This window comes from Thermaerobacter nagasakiensis (genome assembly GCF_055396825.1).
The window spans coordinates 1,854,361-1,875,934 of record NZ_AP043740.1 but is presented as its reverse complement, the minus strand read 5'-3'; the positions used below and the strand labels follow the sequence as shown (position 1 = coordinate 1,875,934).

At 72.2% G+C, this 21,574-nt stretch carries 20 protein-coding genes; 2 read left to right on the top strand and 18 right to left on the bottom strand.

The features are described from left to right. Nucleotides 1-80: 80 nt before the first annotated feature. The 6 genes from ACZ5T9_RS07950 to ACZ5T9_RS07925 all read right to left on the bottom strand — a co-directional run bounded on the left by ACZ5T9_RS07950 (nt 81) and on the right by ACZ5T9_RS07925 (nt 6,067). Nucleotides 81-599, bottom strand: coding sequence for an adenine phosphoribosyltransferase (locus ACZ5T9_RS07950; RefSeq protein ID WP_040827726.1), 519 nt, complete (start codon nt 597-599; stop codon nt 81-83). Between the two features lie 128 nt (nt 600-727). Further along, on the bottom strand, nt 728-2,254 hold the full coding sequence (gene gcvPB / locus ACZ5T9_RS07945) for an aminomethyl-transferring glycine dehydrogenase subunit GcvPB (RefSeq protein ID WP_464834415.1): 1,527 nt from the start codon (nt 2,252-2,254) through the stop codon (nt 728-730). Between the two features lie 143 nt (nt 2,255-2,397). Then, nucleotides 2,398-3,750, bottom strand: coding sequence for an aminomethyl-transferring glycine dehydrogenase subunit GcvPA (gene gcvPA, locus ACZ5T9_RS07940; RefSeq protein WP_464832538.1), 1,353 nt, complete (start codon nt 3,748-3,750; stop codon nt 2,398-2,400). A gap of 16 nt (nt 3,751-3,766) precedes the next feature. Then, nucleotides 3,767-4,150 carry a glycine cleavage system protein GcvH gene (gene gcvH, locus ACZ5T9_RS07935; protein WP_006904757.1) on the bottom strand — a complete coding sequence of 128 codons (384 nt, stop codon included), beginning with the start codon at nt 4,148-4,150 and terminating at the stop codon, nt 3,767-3,769. Nucleotides 4,151-4,155: 5 nt separating this feature from the next. Beyond that, the gene (gene gcvT / locus ACZ5T9_RS07930) at nt 4,156-5,274 is read right to left on the bottom strand and encodes a glycine cleavage system aminomethyltransferase GcvT (RefSeq protein WP_464832537.1); all 1,119 of its coding nucleotides are present in this window, start codon (nt 5,272-5,274) and stop codon (nt 4,156-4,158) included. Between the two features lie 289 nt (nt 5,275-5,563). Further along, nucleotides 5,564-6,067 carry an NUDIX hydrolase gene (locus tag ACZ5T9_RS07925; RefSeq protein WP_006904755.1) on the bottom strand — a complete coding sequence of 168 codons (504 nt, stop codon included), beginning with the start codon at nt 6,065-6,067 and terminating at the stop codon, nt 5,564-5,566. 55 nt (nt 6,068-6,122) lie between these two features. Here ACZ5T9_RS07925 and ACZ5T9_RS07920 point away from each other — a divergent pair, with 55 nt between their 5' ends. Then, nucleotides 6,123-6,689: a hypothetical protein gene (locus ACZ5T9_RS07920; protein WP_464832535.1), complete on the top strand. Its 567-nt coding sequence runs from the start codon at nt 6,123-6,125 to the stop codon at nt 6,687-6,689. A gap of 288 nt (nt 6,690-6,977) precedes the next feature. On the opposite strand, the gene ACZ5T9_RS07915 is transcribed toward ACZ5T9_RS07920, so the two are convergent. The 10 genes from ACZ5T9_RS07915 to cpaB all read right to left on the bottom strand — a co-directional run bounded on the left by ACZ5T9_RS07915 (nt 6,978) and on the right by cpaB (nt 17,459). After that, on the bottom strand, nt 6,978-8,174 hold the full coding sequence (locus tag ACZ5T9_RS07915; protein WP_464832534.1) for a glycosyltransferase: 1,197 nt from the start codon (nt 8,172-8,174) through the stop codon (nt 6,978-6,980). Between the two features lie 645 nt (nt 8,175-8,819). Beyond that, nucleotides 8,820-9,218 (bottom strand): hypothetical protein, encoded by a 399-nt coding sequence (locus ACZ5T9_RS07910; protein WP_464832532.1) that lies wholly within the window; start codon nt 9,216-9,218, stop codon nt 8,820-8,822. A gap of 973 nt (nt 9,219-10,191) precedes the next feature. After that, on the bottom strand, nt 10,192-10,704 hold the full coding sequence (locus tag ACZ5T9_RS07905) for a Tad domain-containing protein (RefSeq protein ID WP_006904751.1): 513 nt from the start codon (nt 10,702-10,704) through the stop codon (nt 10,192-10,194). Nucleotides 10,705-11,039: 335 nt separating this feature from the next. Beyond that, nucleotides 11,040-11,471: a TadE/TadG family type IV pilus assembly protein gene (locus ACZ5T9_RS07900; protein ID WP_464832530.1), complete on the bottom strand. Its 432-nt coding sequence runs from the start codon at nt 11,469-11,471 to the stop codon at nt 11,040-11,042. A gap of 17 nt (nt 11,472-11,488) precedes the next feature. After that, nucleotides 11,489-11,707 (bottom strand): Flp family type IVb pilin, encoded by a 219-nt coding sequence (locus ACZ5T9_RS07895; RefSeq protein WP_464834414.1) that lies wholly within the window; start codon nt 11,705-11,707, stop codon nt 11,489-11,491. Between the two features lie 275 nt (nt 11,708-11,982). Further along, nucleotides 11,983-12,885: a type II secretion system F family protein gene (locus tag ACZ5T9_RS07890; protein ID WP_464832529.1), complete on the bottom strand. Its 903-nt coding sequence runs from the start codon at nt 12,883-12,885 to the stop codon at nt 11,983-11,985. Between the two features lie 4 nt (nt 12,886-12,889). Then, nucleotides 12,890-13,672: a type II secretion system F family protein gene (locus tag ACZ5T9_RS07885; protein ID WP_464832528.1), complete on the bottom strand. Its 783-nt coding sequence runs from the start codon at nt 13,670-13,672 to the stop codon at nt 12,890-12,892. After that, entirely contained in the window at nt 13,653-14,912 is a 1,260-nt protein-coding gene (locus ACZ5T9_RS07880; protein WP_464832527.1) for a CpaF family protein, read from the bottom strand. The genes ACZ5T9_RS07885 and ACZ5T9_RS07880 overlap by 20 nt, the downstream gene beginning before the upstream one ends. Then, nucleotides 14,902-16,563: an AAA family ATPase gene (locus tag ACZ5T9_RS07875; protein ID WP_464832525.1), complete on the bottom strand. Its 1,662-nt coding sequence runs from the start codon at nt 16,561-16,563 to the stop codon at nt 14,902-14,904. The genes ACZ5T9_RS07880 and ACZ5T9_RS07875 overlap by 11 nt, the downstream gene beginning before the upstream one ends. Next, nucleotides 16,560-17,459: a Flp pilus assembly protein CpaB gene (gene cpaB / locus ACZ5T9_RS07870; RefSeq protein ID WP_464834413.1), complete on the bottom strand. Its 900-nt coding sequence runs from the start codon at nt 17,457-17,459 to the stop codon at nt 16,560-16,562. Before cpaB ends, ACZ5T9_RS07875 begins: the two co-directional genes overlap by 4 nt. Before the next feature lie 456 nt (nt 17,460-17,915). On the opposite strand from cpaB, the gene ACZ5T9_RS07865 reads away from it, so the two are divergent. Further along, nucleotides 17,916-19,349: an S-layer homology domain-containing protein gene (locus ACZ5T9_RS07865; RefSeq protein WP_464832524.1), complete on the top strand. Its 1,434-nt coding sequence runs from the start codon at nt 17,916-17,918 to the stop codon at nt 19,347-19,349. A 106-nt stretch (nt 19,350-19,455) separates the two neighbouring features. Here ACZ5T9_RS07865 and ACZ5T9_RS07860 read toward each other — a convergent pair whose 3' ends face one another. Together ACZ5T9_RS07860 and ACZ5T9_RS07855 are read right to left on the bottom strand one after the other, a co-directional pair. After that, nucleotides 19,456-20,436: a type II secretion system F family protein gene (locus tag ACZ5T9_RS07860; RefSeq protein WP_006904742.1), complete on the bottom strand. Its 981-nt coding sequence runs from the start codon at nt 20,434-20,436 to the stop codon at nt 19,456-19,458. A 29-nt stretch (nt 20,437-20,465) separates the two neighbouring features. Continuing rightward, nucleotides 20,466-21,569 carry a type II secretion system F family protein gene (locus ACZ5T9_RS07855; protein ID WP_464832523.1) on the bottom strand — a complete coding sequence of 368 codons (1,104 nt, stop codon included), beginning with the start codon at nt 21,567-21,569 and terminating at the stop codon, nt 20,466-20,468. Between the last annotated feature and the right edge of the window lie 5 nt (nt 21,570-21,574).

Sequence of the window (21,574 nt, the reverse complement as noted above, 5' to 3'; positions counted from 1 at the left end):
CTGGCCCGGGGGCATGGAATGGCCCGGCCCCCGGGCCGGGGCCGGGCCGCGGGCCCGTGCCCGCCCGGCCGATCCGCTCCTCAGGAGGGCAGGACGACCCGCACCGGGCGATCTCCCAGGCGCCGGCGGCCCCCCAGGGCAACGATCTCGATGAGGTAGGCGAATCCGGCCACCCGGCCGCCCAGCTGTTCCACCAGGGCGGCGGCAGCGGCGCTGGTTCCTCCGGTGGCCAGGACGTCGTCGACGATCAGGATCCGGTCGCCGGGCCGGATGGCGTCCTGGTGGACTTCGATGGCCGCCTGGCCATACTCCAGCTGGTATTCCTGGCGGGCCACCTCCAGGGGCAGCTTGCCCGGCTTGCGGGCGGGGATGAAGCCCTTGCCCAGGCGCACCGCCAGCGGTGCCCCCAGGATGAACCCGCGGGCCTCGATACCCAGCACCCGGTCGAATTCGATCCCCGCCACGGCCGCGGCCAGGGCCTCCACCGCCTGGCCCAGGGCCGCCCCGTCGGCCAGGAGCGGGGTGATGTCAAGGAAGGTCACCCCCGGGACCGGATAGCCGGGCACTTGCCGGATCCGCGCCCGCAACGACGCCTCCACCGCACCGCCGCCCGGACGCGAGCCGGGCTCGGGTCCGGGCGCAGGGCGGCGGGCCTCTCCCTCCCGGACTCCCTGACCGGCCTCGCCGGCGCGGTCCTGGGCGCCCGGCACCCGTTCCTCCCCGCGGCTCATCGCGCGTCCTCCCCTTCAGGCCGCCAGCGCAACACGGGCCGCCGCGCCGCCAGGGCCTCGTCCAGGCGGCTGACCGGCGTGGTGTGGGGCGCCTGCCGGACCACCTCGGGTTCCTCCTGGGCCTCCCGTACGATCCGGCGCATGACGGCCACGAAGCGGTCGAGGGTCTCCTTGCTCTCGGTCTCCGTGGGCTCGATCATCAGCGCCTCTTCCACGATGAGCGGGAAGTAGATGGTCGGCGGGTGGATCCCGAAGTCCAGCAGCCGCTTGGCCACGTCCAGGGCCCGTACCCCCGTGCGCTCCTTGAGGTTGGCGGCCGAGAGGACGAACTCGTGCATGCAGGTGCGGTCGTAGGGCAGCCGGAACAGGCCGGCCAGCTGCCGCATGACGTAGTTGGCATTGAGCACCGCGTCCTCGCTGACCCGGCGCAGGCCCTCGGCCCCCAGCGCCCGGATGTAGGTGTAGGCCCGGACCAGGATCGCAAAGTTGCCGTAGAAGGAACGCATCCGCCCGATGGCCTGGGGCCGTTCGTAGTCCAGGTAGAACCGGCCCGTGGCCGGGTCCCGCTCCACCAGGGGCGCCGGCAGGAAGGGCACCAGCTCCTCCTTCACGCCGACCGGGCCCGACCCGGGCCCGCCGCCGCCGTGGGGCGTGGAGAAGGTCTTGTGCAGGTTGAAGTGGACCACGTCGAAGCCCATGTCCCCCGGGCGCGAGATGCCCAGGATGGCGTTGGCGTTGGCGCCGTCGTAGTAGAGAAGCCCGCCCGCGGCGTGGACCATCTCCGCGATGCGGTGGATGTTCTCGTCGAAGAGCCCCAGGGTGTTGGGGTTGGTCAGCATGAGGGCGGCCACGTCGTCGTCCAGCACGGCCTCCAGGGCGCCGAGGTCGACCCCGCCCCGGGCGTCGGAGGGCACCTCCACCACCCGGTAGCCGGCCATGGCGGCCGTGGCCGGGTTGGTCCCGTGGGCGGAATCGGGCACGATGACCTTGTGGCGGTGGCCCTGGCCCCGGGCGCGGTGATACGCCCGGATCAGCAGGATGCCCGTCAGTTCCCCGTGGGCCCCGGCCGCCGGCTGCAAGGTGGCCCGGGCCATGCCGCCCATCTCGCAGAGCGCCCGTTCCAGCTCCCACATGAGCCGAAGCGCCCCTTGAGCCAGCTCGTCGGGCACGTACGGGTGCAGGCCGGCAAAGCCGGGCAAGGCCGCCACCCGCTCGTTCACCTTGGGGTTGTACTTCATGGTGCACGAGCCCAGCGGGTAGAACCCGGTGTCCACGGCGTGGTTCATCTGGCTCAGGCGGGTATAGTGCCGGACCAGGTCGACCTCGGCCACCTCCGGCAGGGCGGGGGCCTCCTGGCGCAGCAGTTCGGCCGGCACCCGTTCCTCCACAGGCCGCACCGGGACGTCGGGCTCGGGCCAGACCATGCCTCCGCGGCCGGGCCGGCTGTAGCTGAAGATCAGCGGCTCCGGCTCGGCCCCCACGGGGGCGGGTTCGGCCTGCCCGGGCGCCGTTCCGGCCGCCATGGCGGCCGGCGCCGGCGAGCCCCGGTCCGCCACCGGTCCCCGGTTCTGGGGCCCGGCCGGCACGCCCTCCGCCGCCTGGGCACCCGCAGGCACCCCGGCGGCCGCCTGGGGTCCGCCAGGACGCTGCGGCTGGTCGTGGTCCATCATTCCCTCACCCCCCAGGCCGCCAGGAGGCCGTCCATCTCCTGGCGGGTGCGGCGCTCCGTGACCGCCACCAGCAGCTGTCCCCGCCGCTCGGGCTCCCAGCGGCCCAGGTCGGGTCCCACCAGGTAGCCGGCCGCCAGGGCGGCGGCGGCGGGGTCGAAGTCCGGCCGCTCACAAGCCACGGCGAACTCCTTGAAGAAGGGGGCCTGGAACACGCGGCGGAACCCGGGGAGTCCTTCGATCCGCTCCGCCAGGTAGTGGGCCTTGTGCAGGCAGATCTCGGCCAGCCGCCGCAGGCCCCGCGGGCCCAGGGCCGCCAGGTGGATCGTGGCGGTCAACGCCATCAGGCTGTGGTTCGTGCAGATGTTCGACGTGGCGCGGTCCCGCCGGATGTGCTGCTCGCGGGTCTGGAGGGTGAGCACGTACCCTTCCCGCCCGTCGCGGTCGAGGGTCCGCCCGACGATGCGCCCCGGCAGGCGCCGGACGTACTCGCCCCGGCAGGCGAGATACCCGAAGTGGGGTCCTCCGTAGGCCATGGGCAAGCCCAGGCTCTGGCCGTCGCCGACCACGATGTCGGCACCGTAGCGGCCGGGCGCCTCGAGAAGCCCCAGGCTGACGGGATCGGCGCTGACCACCACCAGGGCGCCTGCCGCCTTGGCCCGGCGCGCGATTTCGGGCGCCGGCTCCAGGCACCCGTAGAAGTTGGGCTGCTGCAGGAGCACACAGGCGCTGTCGCCCGCGGCCAGCACCTCATCCAGGGCCTTGAGGTCCGTGGTACCGAGACCGGGGTCCACGGGCACCACCGTGACGGGAAGGTCCTGCCCGCCGGCGTAGGTCTCGACCACCTGGCGCGCCTCAGGATGCACGCCGCCCAGCACCACGATCCGCTCCCGCCGGGCGATGTTGACGGCCATGAAGGCGGCCTCGGCCAGTGCCGTCGCTCCGTCGTACATGGACGCGTTGGCCACGTCGAGCCCGGCCAGCTCGGCGATCATGGTCTGAAACTCGAAGATGGCCCGCAGGGTGCCCTGGCTGACCTCGGGCTGGTAGGGCGTGTAGGCGGTGGCGAACTCTCCCCGGCCGGCCAGGTAGGGGACCACCGACGGGATGAAGTGATCGTAGACGCCGCCCCCCAGGAAGCAGACCTTGGCCGCCCCGGTGTTGGCGGCGGCCAGTCCTTCCAGGTGGGCCACCAGCTCGGGTTCGCTGAGGGCGGGCGGCAGGGCCAGGGGCCGCTGCAGCCGGAGATCCGGTGGAATGTCCGCAAACAGCTCTTCCACCGACCGGATGCCCAGGGCGGCCAGCATGGCCTGCCGGTCCTCGCCGGTGTGGGGTATGTAGCTGATCGCCATGATGGCTTTCCCTACCTTAGCTGGTGCGCTGGCGGTAGGTCGCGGCATCCAGGAGCCCGGCCAGTTCGTCCCGGTTGAGAATCTGGATGCGGACGAGCCAGCCCTCGCCGTAAGGATCCTGATTGACCAGTTCGGGCCGGTCGGCCAGCGCTCCGTTGACGGCCACCACCCGCCCCGAAACGGGCATGTACACGTCGGAGACGGTCTTCACCGACTCCACGACGCCGAAGGCCTCCTTGGCCCGGTACTCGGCGCCCACCTGGGGCAGTTCGACGAAGACCACATCCCCCAGCTGGTCCTGGGCGTAGGCCGTGATGCCGACCACGCCCTCCTCGCCCTCCACCCGCAGCCACTCGTGCTCCTCGGTGTAGTACAGGCCTTCCGGCACCTCGTGAGCCACCCTCATCAACCTCCCCGCCGCCGGCGATAGAAGGGAGTCTCGACCACCTGAGCCGCCACGGCCCGGCCGCGGATGCCCACCGCCAGGCGCCGGCCCGGCACCGCCAGGGACGGCGGCACGTAGGCCAGGGCCAGGCTGGCCCCCAGCGTCGGCGCCACCGTGCCGCTGGTCACCCGGCCCACCTCCCGCCCCTCGTCGTCCAGGACCGGGTAGCCGGTGCGGGCCACCCCCGGCTCCAGCAGCCGCAGACCCACCAGCTTCTTGCGCAGGCCCTGCTCCCGCTGGCGCAGCAGCGCCTCGCGGCCGATGAACGGCCCCTTGTCCCATTTCACGACAAAATCCAGCCCGGCCTCAAGCGGGCTGGTCTCCCGGTCCAGCTCCTGGCCGTACAGGGGAAGGCAGGCCTCGAAGCGCAGGGTGTCCCGGGCGCCCAGGCCCGCCGGCACCAGCCCCTCGTCCTGGCCGGCCGCCAGGATTCCGCGCCAGATGGCGGGGGCGCCTTCCCAGCTGAGGAAGATCTCGAAACCGTCTTCCCCGGTGTAGCCGGTGCGCGAGATCATGCCCTCCCAGCCGCCCACGAAATGGAAGGGGCGGAGGGACTCCAGGTCGATGCCGTCGGTCACCCGGGCCAGGATGGCCTGGGCCCGCGGCCCCTGCAGGGCGATCAGGGCCGTCTCCAGGCTGCGGTCGGCCACGGTCACCTCAGGACCGGCCACGTGCTCCCGCACCCAGTCCAGGTCGGAGGCGGTGTTGGCCGCATTGACCACCAGCATGTAGCGCTGCTCGGCCACCTGGTAGACCAGCAGGTCGTCGACGATGCCCCCCTCGGGGGTGCACATCACCGTGTACAGGGCGCGGCCGGGAGCCAGCCGCTCGACGTCGTTGGTCACCAGGCGCTGGAGCGCCTGGCGGGCGCCAGGCCCCGAGATCTCGATCTCGCCCATGTGGCTTACGTCGAAGAGTCCCGCGGCCTGGCGGACGGCGCGATGTTCCTCCATGATGCCGGTATACTGCAGCGGCATGGCCCAGCCGGCAAAGGGGACCATGCGCGCTCCCAGCGCCAGGTGCTCGTCGTACAGGGGGGTGCGGCGCAACCCGCCCGCCGCGGTGCGATCCCCACTCAAAGGACGCCCTCCTTCCTGGCCTCCGGCGGCTGCGGGCGGCGGTGGGGCCCGCTCCGGACCGGCCGGAACGGCACTGCCATTCGACAGCCCGGGGCGGTTCCCTGCCCGGGGCCAACCCTCTCGGACGGTCCCTCGGCGGCCCCACCGGTGCGCCCCCGCGGCGGGCGGCTCCTCCAGCAGCCCGGGACGGGCTCGCGCCCGGCGCCGGCCCTTCCTGGAGCTCGCAGCCGGGCCGACCGGCGGAGGCGTCCCGCCCCGCCCCGCCACCCCGGCGTCCTGGCGGTGTCCCTCACCGCCGGCCCGCGGCCCTGCGGACGGCCTTCTCCAGGATCTCCCGATCCCCTGGGGCGAAGGCGTCGGCCGGCGCCATGGCCAGATCCACCCAGGAGACCTCCGTCACCTCGCCGGGCTGCGGGGTGAAGGTGGCACCCGCGGGAACCCGGACCAGGTAGTAGAACCGCAGGGAGTGGAACGGGTGGTTGAAAAAGGCAAAGAAGTTCTCGGTGAAGTGGAAGAGCTCGATGGGCTCGGGTTCGACCCCGGTTTCCTCCCGGAACTCGCGGCGCAGGGCCTGCTCCAGCGACTCCCAAGGTTCCACGGCGCCGCCCGGAATGTCCAGCCGGCCGGTGAAGGCGGATCGTCCCAGCAGCACCCGGCCTCCATCCACCGCCACGCCGTAGACGGCCGGGCGAAACCGCACCTGCTCGGCGGGATAGCGGCGCCGCTGGCCATGAAGGGTCCAGCACTCAACCTCCACCGGTGGAACCGGGCCCGCCGTTCCGGGTCCTGCCATGCCGGGTCCCCCTTTCCCCTTCGCGGTGTACACTTAGATTCAGGAGGCGAGGGAGATGGAGCGGCAACGGGAGAAGATGATCGCCCTGATGAACCTCTCGCGGATGCTCCCCCAGCACCCCGGCCTCATGATGCTGCTGGGCTTTCTGGCCGCGCGCCTGGATCGCCTCCACTTCGTCGCCGCCGCCGAAGGGGCCGACCCGGCCGCAGCGCGCATCGTCCTGGCCACCCCCCATGCCCGCATCTGGACGGGGCGCTGGTTCCGGGCCTGGGTCGGCACCACCGAGGTGGCCGACCCGGTGCTGCTGATCTCGGTCCTGGCGGAGCGGGACATCGACATCTACCTGGCCCTGGATACCGGCCCGCGACCCCCGTGGCTGGAGGCGGTCCTGGACCCGCACGAGCCGGCGGCCACCTCCAGTCCCCGGGAGCGGCTGGAGGAACTGCGGGAGCGGGTCGACCGTGCCCTTGACATCTACAACGAGTGCCGCCGCCAGCTGGAGCAGGGTGACCCGCAGCGCCGCGAGGAGCTGGAATTCTTCCTCGACCTGGCCCGCCGCGAGGTGGAGGAACTCGGACAGGAGCTTCAGCGGCTGAAGGAAACCCTGCCCGGTACCGAGTGACCTGCAGCGGCTGCTCGCCCCGGCCACTCCGTGCGGCGGTGCCGCCGCGCGTGGCAACCGGGTCCCGGGCGGCGCCTCCGGCTCACGCCCGCGCCGCGCCGGCCGCCCCGGGGCCGGCAGCGCCCCCGGAGACGGGGTACCGGCCACCCGATCTCGGGCGGCCGGCGGACCGCGGCGCCCGGGCCGCCAGCCCACGGCACGCGAGGGCGGGTCTACGGCACCCGGCCGCGGGCCCAGGCCGCGGCACGGTACCTGCCGGTCCGCGGTGCCATGGCCGAGGCCCGTCATTCACGGCACGGCGGCAGGTCGCCGGTGGGGCACCGCCAGAAGCTCCTGGTACAGCTTCAGGATGCGCGCCAGGATGACATCGCTATCGTATGCCTGGGCCGCCTGCTGGGCGGCCCGGCCCATTCTGGCGCGCAGGGCGGGGTCGTCCACCAGGCGCCGGCAAGCGGCGGCCAGCTCGCCCGCCTCTTCTGCCACCACCAGTCCCGCTTTCCCTGCCGCCACCACCTCGTGGGACACCTCGCTGGCCACCGCGACCACGGGCAAGCCCGCGGCCATGGCTTCGATCACCACAAGCCCCTGGGTCTCGGTCACCGACGGGAACACGTAGACATCGGCGGCGCGGTAGAACGCGGCGATCCGCTCAGGCGGTACGGCCCCTGGAAGCCGGACCCGGCCCGACAGGCCCCAGGCGGCCACCGCCCGCTCCATGCTCTCCCGCAGGGGGCCGTCGCCGACCAGCACCAGGCGTGCCTGCGGCCGCTCGGCCGCCAGCAACCGGAAAGCCTGCAGGAGCAGGGGCAGGTTCTTCTCGCGGCTTAGCCGTCCCGTGTAAAGCAAGACGACGTCCTGGCTGGCGAACCCCAGCTGGCAACGCACCCGCATCCGTTCGGCGGGGTCGACCCCCGCGAACCGTCCCACGGGGATGCCCGTGGGCACGACCTCGATGGGCGCCTGGACCCCCAGGCCGGCCACCTCCCGGGCGATGGCCCGGGTGGGCGCAATCACCAGTTGGCACGCATTGCAGAAGCGGCGCACGTAGGCGTTCAGCGCCGGGGCCAGAACGGAGCCCGCGCCGGGAGCATAGTGGCGGAGGTAGACGTCATAGCGGGTGTGGAAGGTGAAGCAGAGGGGCCGGTTCAGCGTGCGCGCCGCATCCAGGGCCATGCGCCCCATGACGAAGGGCGTGTGAGTATGCAGGATGTCGAGGCCCAGGCGTGCCACCGCCTCCCGCACCCGGCTCTGGCGCGGGACAGGGATGCGAAACTGGGGATACAGGGGTGCGGCTACCGAGGGGAAGCGGACCACCCGCGATTCCTCCTGGGGGTCGCCCGGACCGCCCAGGGCCGCCGGATAGCGCGGGCCAAACACGTACACCTCGTGGCCCGCCCTTTCCATCCCCTGTCGCAGGGTCTGGATGGAGCGCACCACGCCGCTGATGTACGGCGTGTAGCTGTCGCTGAACATCCCGATTCGCATAAAGGTGGTTGCCGCCCTCCTTGCCGCCGGTGCCTGGCGGGGCCGGGGGTGCGCCGCCGGGCTGCGGTGCGGTCCCCGGCCTGCCGCGCTTCCCCGGCGCTGCCGGCGTTTTGTGCAACCCGACGGCACCACCGGGTGGACCGGCATCGTCCCGTGGCAGCGGCCGAACCGGGCCCCGCACCAGGGCGCGCAGCGGCTTCCGGCCCCCGGCGCCCAGGGTGCGGCGCGGGCCCAACGGGCCACCAGCAGCCCTGCCTGAACCAGGTGCCACACCCCGCACCGGGTGTCAGCTTCCCGGCCCCGCGCCAGATCCAGGATATCATACCACCACGGAGGGGCCGCCCCACCACCGCCGGAGGAGGCCGGCGGTACCCCGATGCGGCATGGGGCTAGGCCTCGCCAGGTGCCATCCTCGCCAGCCGCCCACCCGGTGAAACGGGGCGACGCGCACCCGCCCGCGGTTTTGAGAGCATGGAGGACCGCGCGGCGAGGCGGGTAGCGAGCATCAAGCATCACCGCAGCGGTCCTCCACGTTCAACGTAGACGGGTGATTGAACTCCGGGGTCTAAGCGCCACTGCTGGCCGGCCGGGGCCCTCCCGGGCCCTGCACGCCAGGGTTCCGGAGTCCCGGCCAGGTCCCCGCGGTTACGCGCTCGCCCGGGCGGTGCGGCGCCGGCGGGGCGTGATGGCCTGGGCCTCCACGGAGAGATAGCACTTGGCCCGCTTGTTCCATTCCATAATGTAGCGGCCCTGGCCGAAGCCCTTCTCCGCCAGCAGGGCAAGCAACTTCTTGTTGTGGGTGCGTCCTGTCTTGGGGTTGAAGTACCACGCATCCCGATCGTCGGGCTCGGCCTTCACCAGGGCCAGCTTCTGGCCCTTGACGCCGAACAGCACATAGACGCCGGGCTTCTTTCCGTTAGTCGACATGAGTGCTTCCCGCAGGCTGGCCGAAAGGCTCACCGCGTTGGGAAGAATGTGAACAGCCAGCGCACCCGCATTGCGGGTTTCCCGCTCGTCCGACTTCCGGATCCATTCAATGGCCACGTACCATCACGCTCCCGAAGGATATTGGACCCGCTGCGTATATTATACGTGACGTTCAAGGTTAACAAGGGGTATGGCATCACCCATGCAAAAGGCCATGACGAAGTCTGGGAACTTGGCGGGCTCACTTCAGTCCCGGATTGTCCCCCTACGTTGGTTCCAAGGATCCGATCTTCGGAACCTGGGGCACAACACGGCCGGAAAGCGGGTTTTCGTCGATGTCCCACGACGCCGGGATACATGTCCTGTGCAAATCCTGCCCATCCGGTTGCCGCACGACCGCCGCAGCAAGGCAGAACACGGCTGGACGAGCCCTTCGCTGGGCCGTCCCGCCCGCAGGCTGAAAGGGCGGTGTCTTGCTGGTCAGGAAATGGGCGCGGCGGTCAAATGGGATTTGATGGCGGGATCAGGGCACGTTTTGTGGCTGCCATGTGCATCGGGTCACCGGACTCCCATGATGCGGGCCTTTGGGGAAGGCTACCACCGTGTCCCCGCGGTGGTGACGGTTTCCGGCCGCGCTTCTCGAGGGGTCGGGAGGCCGTCGTCCTGGCGTTCCCGTGTATAGATCGTTCTGCAAATGTTTCCCCTACAATGGCCCCCTGGGTTCATATGTCCCATCGTACGACATGCCGTCGCGTAGGACCCTCAAACCGGTCCCGTATCACCCGAAATCCAATGCTACTGTCTCGACGGTTTCGGCTGTTTCGTTCCTCCCATTTGTGCCTTAGACGGTCGAGGTCGATTCAAGTCCATCGTCACCATGCCGTGGCAGTCATGGCAAGGTATTGTACGGGCCCGCCCTGGCCACAGGGGCCAAGAAAGATGGCGCTGCGAACCGGCAGCGCACCGGCGGCGGGGTGGGAAGTGCCGCCCCATGGATGCCGCTGCCTTTCGCCCCGCTCTACCCGGCCCTACCCGGCCCGGCTCTGCCCTCCCGCCTGGACTGAAAGACCTCGTGCCGCCGCCCTCACGATCAAGGCGCCCGGGCCACGCTGGCGTCTGCCGCCACCGTGAGGCGCACGGCACCGGCCGCTGGACGCCAGGCCAGTGCCACCGGAACGACCAGCCGCACGCCCACGGTGGGTTCCTCCACCCTGCGTCCCGACCAGGGATGCCGGCGGGGTTGGGAGGGCGAGCCGTTGATAACCACCACCTCGATCACCGCCCGCCGAGCCACTTCCTCTCCAAATGCCCGCCGCAACCCGCTTTCCGCCCAAAGGCGCGCGGTGGCCGCCGCTGCCCCCGCCCGCAAGGCCGGCTCGCCGCGGGCCAGGGCCTCTTCGTCGACCTCCTGTACCCCGGCCAGGCTGGCGAAGTCGGCCACCGCCTGGGCGTGGGCCCGGGTCAGTACCAGCCGGCTCCCGTCCAACACCAGACCAAGGGCAGCCAGAATCACCGGCAATAGGAGCAGGAAGGCCGCGCCCACCGCCCCACCCTGCGGGTCCCGCCCGGCGGTGGTCCGGCACCGCCCTCCAGGTGGTTCCATGGCCGATCCCCCCGTGGGAGGCCTCTTCCGGTCTCCTCAGCCCTCGCTTCGCGGCCGGCCGGCAGCGGCGAAGGGGCACGTCCCGCAGCCCTCGTCGCCGGGCCGCCGTCGGCACGGGCCTGCAGCCGGCACGAAGCGCCGCTCTATCTGGCACCCGTCGCCCCAAGACGTCTCCGGCCCGCCGGTGGGTCCCGGCCGGTTCGAAGAACCGGCCGGGACGTCGTACCGGCTGGGGGCGCTCCTCTTCTGCCGCCGCGGTCCTCCCCTGAGGTCTGACGGCCGCCCCGGGCCTGTCCCGCCCGGGCCCCCTCGGGCCGGGTGGGCGACCCGGGGGTTCATGTCCCCGGCGGCCGGATGCGTTCGTTGCGCCCGTCCATCTCGACCTGCAGGGGTACACCACTCTGCAGGAACCGGCGCAGGACGGGCGTGACCGGACGAACCGTCAGCTGCAGCCGGACCGTCAAGGGGCTACCATAAGCCGGGCGCCGCGGTTCGATGGCCACCGCCACGGCGGCGGGGTCGATTCCGCCCGCGCGCAGTTGCCGGGCAATGACCTCGCGCACTTCCGGCGTGTCGCCACCCTCCACCATGGCGCGGCGGACACCTTCCCGCGCCGCCTGAACCAGCACGATTTGCCGGTTGAGAAGGACCGTCAGGTCGAAGAGGCCGAACACCAGCAGCGCCAGCAGGCCGGCCACCAGGGCAAACTCTGCAGCGGCGGCCCCCCGTTCCGCCCGGCGCCGCACGATGCCGCGATCGTGGACCACCCGGCCCGGTCGGGTTGTCAGCCGCCCGCGCCGGTCAGGGCATCGGTAATCCCCTCTAGGCGGGCCTGAATTGCACTTCCCAGGTCCGTGAGGGCCGTGATGAGCACGATGACCACCAGGGCCAGCAGAAGGGCGTACTCGGCCGAGGCGGCACCCTCCTGGCCGCCCCGGCGGGTCCCAGGCTTGCGCCGCCACCGGATCCGGCCCAACCAGGCCGGCAAGGTTCGCATCGCCATCCATGCCACCGGTTCCTACCTCCTCCGTGCAAGGGTGATCGGTGGCCACCGTCTAGGCCGCCCACCACCCGGCCGCGGGGGCCACCCGGCCGCGGCCGGGGTTCGGTTGAGGGCTGGGCCTGCATCACCCCCTTTCCCGCCCTGAAGAACCCTTCGGTCCCCAGCCGGGCGATGGTCGTGACCGGTGGTCACACCCAAGAGCTGCCCCCTCCGGCAGGGGCCTGGCTCGTCCCGCCGCGCTCCTCAGGACCAGGTGACCAGCCTCTACGGTTCAGCTAGTGGTAGAGCCGAAGGAACTGGATCACGTTGGGCAGCAGGACCACAACCAGGACCGGGGGCAACAACAGCCCCATGGTGACCACCGTGAGCCAGAACGGAAGGCTGTCGGCCTGGCGCTGCCAGCGCCGGGCCAGGAGGGCCCGCATCAGGCGCACATGTTCGTCCAAGGTCTGGGGCAAGGGAAGGCCACGGACCTCGGCCTCCACCAGGGTGCGCAGGGCTACGGTGACCTCGGGATGGGGGTAGAGCTGGGCCAGTTCCAGCAGAGGCTGGCGCAGGGGCTGACCGGCGCGAATGCGGGCGAAGGCATCCCGGGCGTCGTCGACCAGCGGCCCCTCCCCCACGTCGTTGGCCACCTCGATGGACTGGCGCAGGCTGAGGCCGCCCCGGGCGGCCAGGGCGATGTCCTCTAGCCACCCGGGCAAACCCACCCGAACCCGGGTGGCTCGCCGACGGCCGGCCGCAGCCAGCAGGACGAGCAGGCACCGGCGGCCGGCCAGATAACCTGCAGCCGGCAAGAGCCCGGCCGCCGGGCCGAACCCGCCGCTCGCCAGGACACCGAGAGCCACCAGCCCTCCCGCCAGAGCACCCGACCAGGCGGCCGCCCCCAGGGCGCGGCAGGCCCAGGCCAGCGGGTCGTCCCCGGCCCAGCGGTGCCAGCCGGCGCGACGAAGCAACAGCACCAGGTCCGCGCCGGCTGGCGGGCGCGACGGCCAAGGCCAACGCTCGGCCCACAGCGCCACCTTGGGCCGGGCGGCCGGGCCTGGCAGCCACCTCCCGGGCCCCATCCTCAAGACGCGGCGCCACCGCTGCCGGGCGTCCGCTCCCCACCCTGAGAGCCACCAGGAGGACGTTCCGCCCGCCAGGGCGGCCAAGATCGCCAGAAGATAACCGGTCACGGGATCATTCCTCCCCCGCGCCGTTCAGGGCAGCGGTGAGCCGGCGCAGCAGGTAGAGACCGGCCAGCCATGATACGACGGCATACAGCAGGCCCCCACGGCCCAGCGGATCTTCCCACAGCGGGCCCAGGAAGGCCGGGTCCATGGCCAGCGCGTACGCCGCCACCGCCACCGGCAGCAGGGCCAGCAGGCGGGCGGACAGGCGAGCTTCCGCCGTCCGCGCCGCTACCTCAGCCCAGGCCAGGCGCTGCTCGCGCAGGCTTTGGATGACCGCCAGGGTCGGACCGGTCACGTCGCCACCGGTACGGCGGTGCGCCGAGGCAACGGCCTGGCACCGGCGCAGGGCCCGCAGGCCGGTCTGGCCGTGCCATAGACCCAGCGCCTCTTCCAGGGGCAGGCCTGCTCCCAGGGCCGCCAGGAATTCGCCCTTGGCCGGTTCCAGCACGGGTGCCGCCACCTCCCGGGCCGCCTCAATCCACGCCTGGCGTAGAGGGCGGCCGGCCTGCAGGTGGGCGATGACCGTCACCAGCAATCCCTCCAGCGCTTCGGCGGCCCGCTCGGTTCCGCGCCCCGACGGGCGGCCCCGCGCCGGGTTCAGGATGGTGAACCGGCCGGGGACGATCCGCCAGGGCCGGTGCAGCCTGCCCCGCCAGGCCTGGAAGGCACCGCTCCCCCGTTGCCGGACCGCCGCCTGCAGTTCGGGCCATGCCCCGGCGGCAAGCCAGGCTGCAAGCCCCACCGACAGGGCACAGGCCAGGGCGCCCATGCTAACCGGAACGGGACTCACCCGATGTCCCTCCTCCCTGCCGAACCTCGGCAGATACACCCCCTGATTGCGGCAGAACCGCCCGGGCTCGGGCTGGGAGCGCGGCCGGCAGCACGGGCTCGACGCTTCCTTCAGGACGAACCCTGACGATCTCGGCCACCACGCGCCGGCCCGAAGACAGCCGCACCTGATGGACCACCAGGTGGATCGCCCGGTAAACTTGCTCCCGCACCAGTTCCGGCGGCCAGTTCTCCCCCGCCATGAGCACCAGTTGTTCAAGGCGGCGCAGGGCGTCCAGGCTGCTGTTGGCGTGGATGGTCGAAACCGAACCCAGATGACCCGTGTTGAGGGCCTGCATGAGATCGGCGGCCTCCTCGCCGCGGACCTCCCCCACCACCAGCCGGTCCGGCCGCATGCGCAGCGCGTTGCGCAGCAGGGTGCGCAGGGGCACGGCACCGTGTCCATCCAGGCCCGGGGGCCGCGCCTCCAGGCGCACCACGTGCCGGTCCGGGCCCAGGTCGATCTCCGCCGCTTCCTCCAGTACGATGATGCGTTCCAGCGGGTGGGTCGCAGCCCGGAGCAGGGCGATGAGGGTGGTGGTCTTGCCGGAGCTGGTGGCTCCTGCGATCAGGACGTTGCGGCGGCTGCGCACGGCGCCGGCCAGGTATCGCGCCGCTGCGTCCGGCAGCGTTCCTATCCGGACCAGTTCCTCAAGGGCGGGGCGCTCCCGCCGGAAACGGCGAATGGTGAGAACCGGACCGTCGACCGCCAGGGGCGGCACGATGGCGTGAACGCGGTCGCCCGATGGCAGGCGGGCGTCAACAAAAGGATGGGCGGGGTCGACCCGGCGCCCCAGGGGAGCCACGATGCGGTTGATGGTCTCCACCAGGTGGTCGGCGTTACGGAAGCGGCCGGCGAAAGGTTCGATCCGTCCCTCCCGCTCCACGAAGATGCGATGCGGGCCGTTGACCATGATCTCCGTGACGGCGTCGTCATCCAGCAGCCGGTCGATGGGCCCCAGCCCCACCATTTCGGCCGCGACTGCCCGCACCAGGCCAGGCGTCACCAGGGATGCGGGCAGGCCCCCGGGTCGGGCCAGGACCTGGGTGATGAACGCCTCAAGCCGCCGCCGCAGGTCGGGCCCAGGCGGTTCGCGGAGCAACTGGGGGCGCTCCCGCAGCAGGCGCTCCCGAACGGCTTCCACCAGCTGGAGAAACCGCCTTTCGTCCCAGGTGGTGATCGGCTGCGGCTCAGCCGGCATGGGCCGTCACCCCCTCCCCGGTGACAGCCCCCGCCTGCCGGCCCCCTGCCCGCCAGCGCCGCCACAGCCGGGCCAGCCTCCCGGGGCGGGGTCCGGGAAGGGGTTGCCCCAGCAGCTGGGCCAGGAGCGCGCCCACGGCCCGGGCCGCGGGGTGGCCGGGCTCCGCCAGCACGAGGGGCAGGCCTGCGGCCGCCGCCTGCTGAACCCCTCCCGGGTCGTCCGGTATCCAGGCCGTGACGGGTACACCCAGGTAGCCTTCGGTGTCCTGGCGGGATCCATGGGAACCGGACCAGCGGTTGACCACCACGCACCAGCTCCAATCGGCCTTTCCGGCCAGGGCCGCTTCCTCCAGCCAGAGGCGGGTCCGGCGCAGGGCCGCCGCCTCCGGTGTGGTGACCAGGATCCCCGAAGCCGGGCAGCCGTGAAGGCCCGCGTCCTCCAGCCAGGCTGGAGCGGCCGGCGTGTCGACCACCACCAGGTCGAAGCATCCCAGCGCCCGCCGGATGACCCGCACCAGGGTCTGGGTTTCCACCAACCCCGCCAGGTCCGGCCGGGGAGGTCCAGCCAGGACCCGCAGGCCGGATCGAGGATGAACCAGCCACTGGTCCAGCCACGCCTCTTCCGGGCCGTCCAGCAAGGGCTGCAGGTCGAGCACGGTTGGGCCGGCCGGCAGGTCCAGTACCACCGCCGCATCGGCCGCCGCCCAGTGGGCGTCGATCAGGGCCGCCCGCAGCCCACGGGCGGCGGCGGCCACCGCCAGCTCGCAGGCGAGCCACGTCCGGCCGGCGCCACCCTTGGCACCGGCCACCGCGACCAGCACCCCGGAAGCGGTTCCGCTAAGGCCGGCGGCGGGAGGCACGGCGCCCGGGTCCGGGGACGCGGGGGCTGCGGGCGGCCGGCGGGCTGCCGGCGATTCGCTGCCGGCAGCGCCCCTGGCGGCATGGTCCGCCTGCCCAGGGCCCTCGGCCGGTGGCAGGTTCCGGGGGGATGCCGATGGCTCCGGCGGACGGGCAGGCCGTTCGGCCAGACCGGAATCCGGCACCGGGAGACGCTGTCCGGATGCCGGCCCTGCGACCCAACGGCGGTTCCCGGGCGTGGCCGCCTCTCCGGTGCGTCCCTCCGGCAGGCCGTCCAAACGGGTTGTCCCGATCTCCGGGCGGCTTGTCTCGGCGGGCACCCTGTACGTGGCCTCGGGACCGCAAGGCGCTGGACCTGAGGGATGCCCGTCACGGCCCGCCGCCTGGGGGTGGTGTACCGCTCCCCGGCCGGTGATGCCCGGTGCCATGCCGGCGAGCAGGCTGGGTTCGGCCAGCGCCTGGTCCAGCGAGGTGACGACCCGGACCGACGGCTCGCTGCCCAGCAGGGCGGCGGCTGCCGCCTGCCAGACGTCGGCCGGGGCCTCCGGCGGGGGCAGGAGCCACAGGGAACCTTCCCGGTGGCGGCTGCGGACCAGCCGGCCGCAGCGCAACGCTTCCGCCAGGTCCGGCGCCTGCAGCAGCCATACATCCACCGGCTCCCGCGGGGCGGCCACCGTGTCGGCAGCTCGGGCCAAGCCAGCAGGTTCCCAGCCCGGGTGGCGGGCCAGCCGCTCGATTTGGCCGGGCCGGAGGCCGATGCCGTACCAGAAAACGGTGCCGTTGTTCCCCGTCATGGCCCATCCGCTCCTTCCTCCATCCACTGGGGGTCCACCAGGGGGATCGCAGGTTCCGGGCCGCTGGCCTCGGCGGAGCCCTCGCCGGGCTCCAACGGCGGGGTTTCGGCAGGCCCGGCACCCGGCGGGGGAACGGCACCCTGGGGTGGCGGAACCGGACGGGCGGGAGGAGCCGGCGGGGAGCCCGCCGCCGGCCCGGTGGCCGGTGTCGCAGCGGACCCTGTACTTTTGAGGTCATCGGGGAAGAGGAACAGGTTGTCCCAGGTGACGCCCGATCCGCCCCCTGCCGCGCCGCCGGCAGGAGCCAGGGCAAGATAGACCCGCCCGTAGGTCAGGGCGTACGCAAGCCGTTCTGCCTCGGCCGGGGTGACACCCACCAGCACGCCCAGGGGACGGCCGTCCTCATAACGCCGGCCTTCCTCATCCCGCACCTGCAGCACCGGGAGGTTTTCCAGCAGCGTGCGCGCCACCGCGCCAGGACCTTCCCCGCCGACAAAGATCACGTCCACCCGGTCGCCGGGTTCGACGGCGCCGCCCAATCCCTGTTCGAGCCGGGTGGGGATGAAGAAGGCCTGCTGGTACTCTTCGAGAAAGGCGGAAAGACCTGCCCCTTCGCCCGCCACCACGTCGGCCTCCAGCAGCGGCTCGCCGGCCTCCACGTCCCGGCGCAGGACGTGGCCGATGACGCGGGATGGATCCCCCACGGCCCGGGGATGAACCGCCGCGGCAGGCAACGGCACCACGGACACCATGTCCGCCTCCACCTTGAGGGGTGCCCGGAGCGGGCGGGTAGCCACCACCACGGGCAAGGATGCGGTGGCGTCCAGGTAGATCAGGTAGGCGGTGGTTCCGGCCAGAAGGGCCACCCCAAGGCTGGCTGCAGCCCGCCACGACATTCGCGGCACGCCCTCACCCCCCTTCCACTAATTGGCGTAACCGGACACAGTATACCATACCCCAACCATATCAGTCAACACTTTCCAATTCAACCGTAGTATGGTAGACTCCTTTCGTCAGGAGGTGATGCGGGCATGCCGCGGCCGGACGAAGCGGGCAATCGGGGCAGCGGGAGACGCCTGGGGGGCGAGAGAGCGGGCCGGCGCGTGACGGCGGGCAGGCCTGGCTCGGCGGCGGTCGCCGTCGCGACAAGGATCGATTTGCCGGAAGAAGGAGGAGCGCTCGCGGGCCGCCGGTGCACCGAGGGTGGTTCGCCTGGCAGCCCACGCCGCCGGCCCCGGTGCTACCGTCTCCTCGTTCCCTTCCTTTTTCTGTTGTCGCTGGCCCTCCCGGCCGAGGCGGCCGATCCGTGGTACGCGGACCTCAAGGGGCACTGGGCCGAGGACGAGGTCCGCGTGCTGTGGGAGGAAGGGGTCACCGACGGCTACCCGCGGGAAGATGCCCTCGGACGCTGGCAGTGGCTTTTCCTGCCCAACGCCTTCATGGAGCGGGCCCAGTTTGCCGTACTTCTGGCGAAGGTCATGGGCCTGGCCCCCGATCCCCAGGGGCCGCCCGTCTACCGGGATGTACCGCCGGAGTACGTGGCAGGCGGTGGCCTTGAGGCCTTTCCCTGGATCCAGGCCGGTGGCCGGGCCGGCATCTTCTCCAATGAACCTGGCGGGCGCTTTCGCCCGGGCGAAGGGATCCGCCGGGATGAAGCGGCGGCCATGCTGGTTCATGCCCTGGACCTGGGCTGGTACGCCGACAGCCTTACGGAGGACCGGTTGCAGGGGTTGCTGGGAAGGTACGCCGACGCCCAGCGGATCCGGCCGGAACTGCGGCGGGCCGTAGCGGCCGCCCTCGACCTGGCCATCATGGTGGGTTACGGCGATGGTTACCTGCGCCCCGATCGCCCTTTGACCCGGGCCGAGGGCGCAACGCTCATCTACAAGTCCGCGCTGATGCGGGTAGGAGCCGAGCCACCCGTCTTTTCGCCCGACGGCGACGGCCAGGATGAGCAGACCACCCTTGAGGCCCAGGCCCTCCTCAACCGGAACCAGGTGTCCTGGCAGGTTGAGCTGCTGGACATCCATGGGACGGTGCGCTATCGCTGGGCAGGCACCCGCCTGCCGGCACGCTGGTCGTGGGACGGGCACGACGAGCAGGGGCGGCCCTTGCCCGCCGGACTCTACCTCCTGCGTGGCGTTCTGACCGCCCGCCAGGGAGCTCGCTTCCTATCTGCCGTCGAGCCCGTACAACTGGTCTACCACCGCCTGGCCGCCACGGCCTCTCCCGTGGTGGTGGAACCCGGCGAGCCCGTTCGCGTCACGGCCCTCACCGAAGGTCCCGTCCAGCAGGTCGCCCTGGAGCCACCGGGCACCGGGGCCCGGCCCATGATCCCTGTGGCGCCCGGCCGGTGGGAGGCGGCCTGGACGGTCCCCGCGGCCCTGCCCCCTGGAACCTACCCGCTGGTGGTCCGGGCTGCCTTTCCGCCGGTCCACCGGGAGCAAACCCTCTACGTCCAGGTTTTGCCCACCCTCTGGATCCGGGGTTGGGCGGAACCCAACCCCGCGGCCCCGGGCTCCCCGGTCACCGTACGCGCCGAAACACCGGCCGGCGCCACCCGGGTCCTCCTTCACGCGCCGGGGGAGGCTCGCCCCATGGACCTCGCACCGGACGGCCCAGGGCGCTGGATCATCCGCTGGACCGTACCGGCGGGAGTACCGCCCGGGAGCATCCTGGGACTGGGGCTTGAGGCCCGCCGCGGCAGCGCCACGGCCCGGACGAGCCTGCGCCTGGAGATCGGCGGCATCCCTCGCGGCGAGCCCGTCTTCCATCTGTCCCAGTGAGGGCCGCAACCCGGGGCCGGCGGCCTGCGCGATTTCCCGCGGCCAGCCCGCCTTCCCGCCCCGGGGCCTCCGGAGCGCATCCCGGGGACGGTGACCGCCGGGGGTCCTAGCGTGCGAAGGCGCTCAGGATCTGGATCAGCGCCGGGCCCAACAGCACGATGAACAGCGTGGGAAAAATGAACAGGACCAGCGGCAGCAGCATCTTGATGGGCGTCTTCATCGCCTGTTCTTCCGCCCGTTGCTTGCGCTGGAAGCGGAGCTGTTCCGCCTGGACCCGCAGGACGCGGGCCAGGCTCACGCCCAGGCGGTCCGCCTGGATGACGGCGGCGGCAAAGCTGCGCAACTCCGGCAGCTCTGCCCGGTCGGCCAGCGAGCGCAGGGCCTCCTCCCGGCTCACCCCGAGCCGCAGTTCCTTGAGGTACTGGCGAAACTCGGTGCTCACCGGTGCGGGAAACTTTTCCGTCACCTTCTGTACCGCGCCGTCGAGGCCAAGACCGGCCTCGACGGCGACGCTGAGAAGATCCATCACGTCGGGCAGGGCCCGGGCCAGCTGCCGCTTGCGGCGGGTGGCCCGGGCCTTGAGGGCGGCGTCCGGGAGGATCCAGCCCGTGGCGGCTCCCAGCGCCGCCACAACCGGCTGGAAGGCCGCTCCGGCCGCGCCGGCCCCCGACATCCCGGCGGCCAGCCATCCCCCGGCCACCCACCCCGGAACCAGTCCCGCCGCGGCCCCGGCCGCCTTGAGGAAGGCCAGGGTCCCGAGCCCCAGGGGCCGGCCGGCCGCAGCCAGCAGGCGTTCCCAGCGGGCCGCCACCCCCTGCGGAGTCCACCGCTCCGCCGCTTCGACCATCCGCTCCCAGGCCGGCCGGAGGACTCGCTGGCTGAAGGGCCGGGCCAGTTCCTCCTGCTCGGCCTGGTCGGGTGGTACACCCCGCAGGCGCAGATCCCGGAGCCGCTTCCGGGCGATGTGCTCCGCTTCCGAGGGAGCCAGCAGGGCCAGGGTCGTCAGGGCCACGATCATGAAGACAAGCCAGAGGAGCACAGGCTCCACCCAGCCATGGGCCGCCAGCCCGCTCCATCCGCCTGCCACGGCGATCCCCCCTCCGCCGCCCACGGGCGTCAGACGTCGACCCGAATCAGGGCCCGGATCACCAGCACGCCCGCGGCCTCCATCACCACCCCGGCCCCCAGCAAGGTCCAGCCCAGCGGGGTGGCCAGGAGCGGCTGCAAGTAAGCCGGGTTCATGGCACTGAGCAGCACCAGCAGGGCCACCGGCAAGGCACCAACGATCCAGCCCGACAGCCGTCCCTGGGCCGTCAGGGTGCGGATCTGCCCCTGCAGGCGGACCCGCTCCCGGATGGTCTCGGCCGTCCGTTCCAGGACCCCTGCCAGGTTGCCGCCCACCTGCTTCTGGATCAGGACCGCCGTGACCACCAGGTCCAGGTCGGCGCTGGGCACCCGGTCCAGCAGGTTGGCCAGGGCGTCCTCCAGGGGGATGTTGACCCGGGTCTCCTTGACCAGCCAGGCGAACTCGTCCGCGATGGGAGGCGGCATCTCCCGCGCCACCACGTCGGCGGCTTGAAGAAAGGAGTAACCCGACTTGAGGGCATTGGCCATCAAGGTCAGGGCGTCGGGCAGCTGGCCATCGAAGGCGCGCAGCCGCTGCTGGTAACGCCGGGCCAGGTAGGCGTCGGGCAGAAGGATGCCCGCGACGGTCGCCGCTAGGGCCAGCGGCCACCGGCCTCCCATGGCCAGGCCCAGGAGCCCCCCGGCCAGGCCGGCACCCGCCTGCAGGGCCACGAACTCCACGGCCCGCCAGCGCAGCCGGGCACGGTTCAACTTGCGCTGCACGCCGTCCAGCCAGCGGGTGCCCCGGAGGCGGGCTTCGGCCCGCTCCACCAGCTGCTGCCGCCACGATCGGGCTTCCCGGGCCGCCGGGGCGACATCCTCCATGGCCAGCATGGGTGCCAGGCGGAGGCCCCGCTGCCGGCTGTGGCGGTGCACCGCTTCCAGCCTTCGCGCCACCCGGGCCCCGCGCCAGCCGTCCCATGCCTGCAGAAGCCCCCACACCAGGTAGGTCGACCCCAGAAACACCCCGAGCAGAAGCCAAAAGCCCCAGTCCCCCGCCAACACCAGCGCCTGCCAGGCCGCCTCCAGGCCGTCCCTGGCCGCGGCCCCCAGGTCGCCTAGCATCGGGGCGAGCTCCTGCCAGAAGCCCCGCATGATAC